The sequence below is a fragment of the Streptomyces sp. NPDC056503 genome, from assembly GCF_042794995.1.
Lineage (GTDB): Bacteria > Actinomycetota > Actinomycetes > Streptomycetales > Streptomycetaceae > Streptomyces.
On record NZ_JBHTST010000231.1, the window covers coordinates 1 to 5950 of the forward strand.

At 69.4% G+C, this 5950-nt stretch carries 1 protein-coding gene; it reads left to right on the top strand.

The features are described 5' to 3' along the window. Window positions 1-188: 188 nt before the first annotated feature. A partial coding sequence (locus tag ACFQ8C_RS36160; protein WP_383466096.1) for a DNRLRE domain-containing protein occupies window positions 189-5950 on the top strand: 5762 nt, incomplete at its 3' end.

The following is a 5950-nucleotide window of genomic DNA, read 5'->3' on the forward strand; positions in this document are numbered from 1 at the left end:
CCTCTCTTCGGTTTTGGGTTGTTGATCTTTATGGTTAGCATCCCGGGCTGTGAACCGCGTTGGGCGGTTTCTATGAGAGGTCGAAACAGGTCATGAGTGACCAGATCACCCCATCTTCTTGGGGGGGTGGGGCAAGATGGATGCGTCCGGGTGTTTTGCCCCGTATAGCCCTGTCTTTGGCAGGTTTGATGGTTGTCGAGACTGCTGTCGTGGTGGCTACCACGGGTGAGGCTGTGGCCTTGGCCTCGTCGGCGAAGTCGGCGAAGCAGGAAGACCGGGTGTATCCGACGGAGGCGGCGGACCTGCCCTCCGCGACTGTCGCGGCCCGGCTCTCCGGCAAGCGTGTGGAGGCCCGTTCGGAGCGGACGGAGTCGACGACCACGTGGGCGAATCCGGATGGGACGGTGACGACTGACGCGGCGTCGGGCCCGATCCGGTTCCGCGACAAGGCCACGGGTGTGTGGCGGAATATCGACGTCGACCTGGCGAAGTCTTCGGACGGTTCCGTCGTCGCCAAGGACCACCCGCTCGGGCTGAAGCTCGGCGGGAAGACGCCTGCCGCGAAGGCGGCCAAGGTCAGGGCGTCCGGGGCTGCCGGAGAGGCAAAGACGACGCCGGTTCCGCTGGTCTCGCTGGACGCCGGCAACGGCAGGGCGCTGGATCTGTCCTGGCGGGGGACTCTCCCCGAGCCGGTAGTGTCGGGTACGACGGCGCGCTACCCCGGTGTCCTGGCTTCCACCGACCTGATCATCGAGTCCACCCGTACCGGATTCGAGCAGTTCCTGGAGCTGAAGGACCGCTCTGCCGTCGACGCGACCGGCTCGGTCACGCTGACGCTGAACGCCAAGGGCATCAAGGCCCGGCAGAACGCGGACCGGTCGGTGTCCTTCCTGGACGCCAAGAACGGCAAGCAGGTCGGCGTGCTGCCGGCGCCGGAGATGTGGGACGCCACCATCGACCCCCGGTCCGGTGAGCACACCCGCCGTGCCGACGTGGGGCTGAAGGTCACGCAGAAGGGCGACACGGTCGACCTGACCCTGACGCCTGATGCCGAGTTCCTTGCGGACCCGGCCACCAAGTTCCCGGTCACCGTCGACCCGGCGGTGAACATCGGCGCCAGTTTCGACACGTTCGTCCAGCAGGGCTACACCGCCGACATGTCGGCGTCGACGGAGCTCAAGCTCGGCAACAACGGCTCGAGCCAGATCGCGCGGTCGTTCCTGCACTTCCCGATGGCTCAGATATCGGGCAAGCAGATCCTCAGCGCGAAGCTGAACCTGTGGAACTACCACTCCTGGTCGTGCACCCCGAGCAGCTGGGAGGTGTGGGACACCCCGCACGCCTCGACCGCCACGCGGTGGACCAACCAGCCCGGCTTCACCAACAAGTGGGCCGCCGTGACCGCGACGAAGGGCTTCTCGTCCTCGTGTGCGGACGGCTGGGTGTCGGCGGACATCAAGAACCTCGCCGTCGCCTGGGCCGCCAACGGCAACACGTCCAACTCCATGGGCATCAAGGCCACCAACGAGTCCGACCCGTACTCGTGGAAGCGGTTCAACTCGGGTAACGCCGCCTCGAACACGCCGTACGTGTCCGTCACGTACAACACGATCCCGGTGGCCGGAAACCCGATGTCCGTCACCCCGGGCCGCGCCAACGGCGGCAAGAACTGGGTCACCACCACCACGCCTGCCCTGAAGTACACCGCGAGCGACGCCGAGACCACGACCCTGCGCACCAAGTGGGAACTGTGGGAAGGCACCACGAACCTGCTGGTCCAGGACCCGGGAACGCTGTCCCCGGTCGTGAACAAGACGGTCTCCTACACGGTGCCCGCCGGCAAGCTGGTCAACGGCCGTACCTACTGGTTCAAGGGCCGTGCCTCAGACGGCAGTGCCTGGTCGAACTGGACGCCGTCGGTGTACTTCACCGTCGACACCACCAAGCCCGGCGCCACGGCGGTTTCCTCCGGTGACTTCCCGGCGAACACCTGGTCCGGCACCCCGGACGCCAGCGGCAAGTTCACCGGATCGTTCACCTTCACGCCGCCCACCAGCGACGTCGTGTCCGTGGAGTACAAGCTCGACGGGGAGGCGACCTGGCAGTCGGCCGCCACGACCGGCGCTGCGGTGAGCAAGTCGCTCACCTTCGCCGCGGGCAAGCACACGATCACCGCGCGAACGGTGGACGCGGCCGGCAACGTGCCGGCGACGTACTCCACCTACACCTTCTACGCCGGCTCCGGGGCAGCGCTCCTGACGCCGAGCGAGGGTGAGCGACCGGCCCGCCGCGTGAGCCTGTCCTCCGAGGGCCAGACCTCCTACACCGGCGTGACCTACCAGTACCGCCGCGGCGAGACCGACACCTGGAAGAACATCCCGGTCGCCAACGTTCTGCAGGGCGGCAACGCCGTGGCCTCCTGGCCGGTCGCGGTGACGGGCGGCAAGCCTGCCGGGCTGACCTGGAACATCACCGACAGCCTCGCCGAGGACGGCCCGATCGAGGTTCGTGCGGCGTTCACCGACGGCACCGCGACCGCGTACTCGCCGGCGAACGAGATCACCGTCGACCGCAACGCCGGCACCGCTCCCTCGGAAGAGGCCGGGCCCGGCTCGGTCAACCTGCTGACCGGTGACTACAGCCTGTCGGCCACCGACACCTCGCTGTTCGGCCTGTCCGTCGCACGCTCGGCGTCCTCGCGCCGCGCGGACGCGGGCGCGAAGCAGGAGGGCCAGGCGGCGATCTTCGGTCCGCAGTGGACCTCCGGCACGACCGCGGAGATCACCGAGTCGGACTGGTCCTTCCTGAAGAAGACCTCGGCGACCTCGGTCGCGCTGGTCGACTCCGAGGGCGAGGAGCTCGGCTTCACCGCCACTACCGGCGGCGGCTGGAAGGCCGAGCCCGGCGCCGAGGACCTGACGCTGACCGGCTCGCTGACCGGCTCGTTCACGCTGAAGGACACCGAGGGCACCCTTACCGTCTTCACCAAGCCGGACGCCGCGGCCACCACCTGGCAGGTCGCCTCCAGCACCCTGGACGGCCTTGCGCAGTCCACGACCACGGTGATCTCGGAGACCGTGACCGGCACGGACGGCAAGAAGCTGGCCCGCCCCAAGCTGGTCATCTCTCCCACCTCCGCCACCTCGGCTGCCACCTGCACGGCCACGCCGTCCACGAAGGGCTGCCGCGCGCTGGAGTACGTCTACGCGACGGCCACCACCGCCACCTCCTCCGCCTTCGGCGACTTCGCCGGCCAGGTCAAGGAGATCCGCGGCTGGTCCACCGAGCCCGGCGCCGCCGCGGCGAGCGCGAAGACCGTCCAGAAGTACGCGTACGACACCACGGGCCGCCTGCGCGAGACCTACAACCCGCAGATCAGCCCCGCCCTGGTCACCGCGTACGCCTACGACACGGCCGGCCGTGTCACCACCCTGACGCCGCCTGGCCAGCTGCCCTGGTCGTTCACCTACGGCAAGGCCGGCAACGCCGCGACCGCCGGTGACGGCATGCTGCTCAAGGCCAGCCGTTCCGGCCTGCAGCAGGGCACCAAGGACACCGTGTCGGGCACCGCGTCGACGAGCGTCGTCTACGACGTCCCGCTCAGCGGCGCCAACGCCCCCTACGCCATGGGTGCCTCGGACGTGCTGACCTGGGGCCAGAGCGACGCGCCGACCGACGCGACGGCCGTCTTCCCGGCCGACGCCGTTCCCGCCGCCCACTCCGGCGCCCAGCTGACCGCGGCCGACTACCGTCGCGCCTCGATCACCTACACCAACGCCTCCGGGCGCGAGGTGAACGCCGCCACCCCCGGCGGCAACATCACCACCACCGAGTACGACCGCTTCGGCAACACCATCGGCGAGCTGACCGCCGGCAACCGGGCCCTGGCGCTCGGCGGCACCGCGGCCGACCAAGCCACTTTGACCGACCTCGGAATCATCGGCCTGTCCTCCCAGGACCGCGCCGACCTGCTGGCCACCAAGTCGCTCTACGACGCCAAGGGCCTGCGCGAGCTCGAGGAGTTCGGCCCGCTGCGTCGCATCTCGCTCAACGGCGAGTCGGCCGTGGCCCGCTCCTGGACGGTCAACGAGTACGACGCCGGCCGCCCGACCGACGGCACCGCCAAGGTCGAGAACCAGGTCACCAAGGTCACCACCGGCGCCCAGCTGCTGGGCACCACGACGATGGCCGACGCCCGCGTCACCCAGACCATCTACGACTGGGCCAAGGGCCTGGCGACCAAGACGGTCAAGGACCCGGCCGGCCTCGCCATCACCGACACCACCGAGTACGACGCCCAGGGCCGCGTCACCAAGCAGCTGCTGCCCGGCGCCACCGGCACCGACGCCGCCACCCGCGTGACCACCTACTGGTCCGGCACCGGCACCGGCACCTGCGCCGGCCGCCCGGAGTGGGCCGACCAGGTCTGCACTACCGGGCCCGCCGGCACCATCACCGGCGCCGGCAGCAACCCGGCCCAGCTGCCGACCACCACCACCGAGTACGACTGGTGGGGCAACCCGGCCAAGGTCACCGAGACCGCCAACAGCGTCACCCGCACCACCACCAACACCTACGACACCGCCGGCCGCCAGACCAAGACCGCCATGACCGGCGGACTGGGCCAGGCCGTCCCGGAGTCCACCACCGAGTACGACCCGGCCACCGGCCAGGCCGTCAAGACCACCTCGCCGACCGGCGGGACCATCACCAAGGAGTACGACCAGCTCGGCCGTCAGGTCTCTTACACCGACGCCGACGGCGGCGTGACCCGCACCGAGTACGACCTGCTCGACCGCCCGGTCAAGACCTCCGACTCGGTGCCGTCCACGGTGACCTACACCTACGACACCACCGCCGAACCCCGCGGCCTGGCCACCACCACCACCGACTCCGTCGCCGGCGCCTTCCAGGCCACCTACGACGCAGACAGCTCCGTCGCCACCGAGAAGCTCCCCGGCGGCTACACCCTCACCGTCCAGGAAGACACCACCGGCGCCACCCTGTCGAAGGTCTACACCCGCGACAGCGACGGCGAGGTCGTCTACTCCGACACCGTCGAGGAATCCGTCCACGGCCAGGTCACCCGCCACAACGGCTGGTCCAGCCAGGACTACACCTACGACGCCGAAGGCCGCCTCACCAAGGTCAACGACACCGTCGGTGACATCTGCACCACGCGGACCTACAACTTCGACAAGCGGACCAACCGCACCGGCCTGACCACCGCCGCCGGCACCGCAGGCGGCGCCTGCCCCACCGCCGGAGGCACCACCACCACCCACACCTACGACAGCGCCGACCGCCTGGTCGACACCGGCTACGTCTACGACGCCTTCGGCCGCACCACCACCCTGCCCGGCAACCAGATCGGCTACTACGCCAACGACCTGGCCCACCAGCAGACCGCCAACAACCAGCGCCAGACCTGGCAGCTCGACGCGAACCTCCGCTTCCGCTCCTGGACCGTCGAAGAGGACACCGACGGCACCTGGACACAGACCGCATCCAAGATCAACCACTACGACAGCGACGGCGACAACCCCCGCTGGATCACCGAGAACACCACCGACGGCACCGTCAGCCGCAACGTCGAATCCGCCTCCGGCGACCTCGCCGCCACCAGCGGCAACACCGACGGCACCACCCTGCAGCTGACCAACATCCACGGCGACGTCGTCCTCCAGCTCCCGCTCGACCTCGCCGAAGCCCCCCTCGTCCTCGACAACGACGAATACGGCAACCCCCGCGCCGGCCAGCCCGCCACCCGCTACAACTGGCTCGGCGGCAAGCAGCGCTCCAGCGAAACCCTCACCGGCCTCGTCCTCATGGGCGTCCGCCTCTACAACCCCACCACCGGCCGCTTCCTCACCGCAGACCCCATCTACGGCGGCGGCGCCAACGCCTACGGCTACCCCGGCGACCCCATCAACCAATACGACCTCACCGG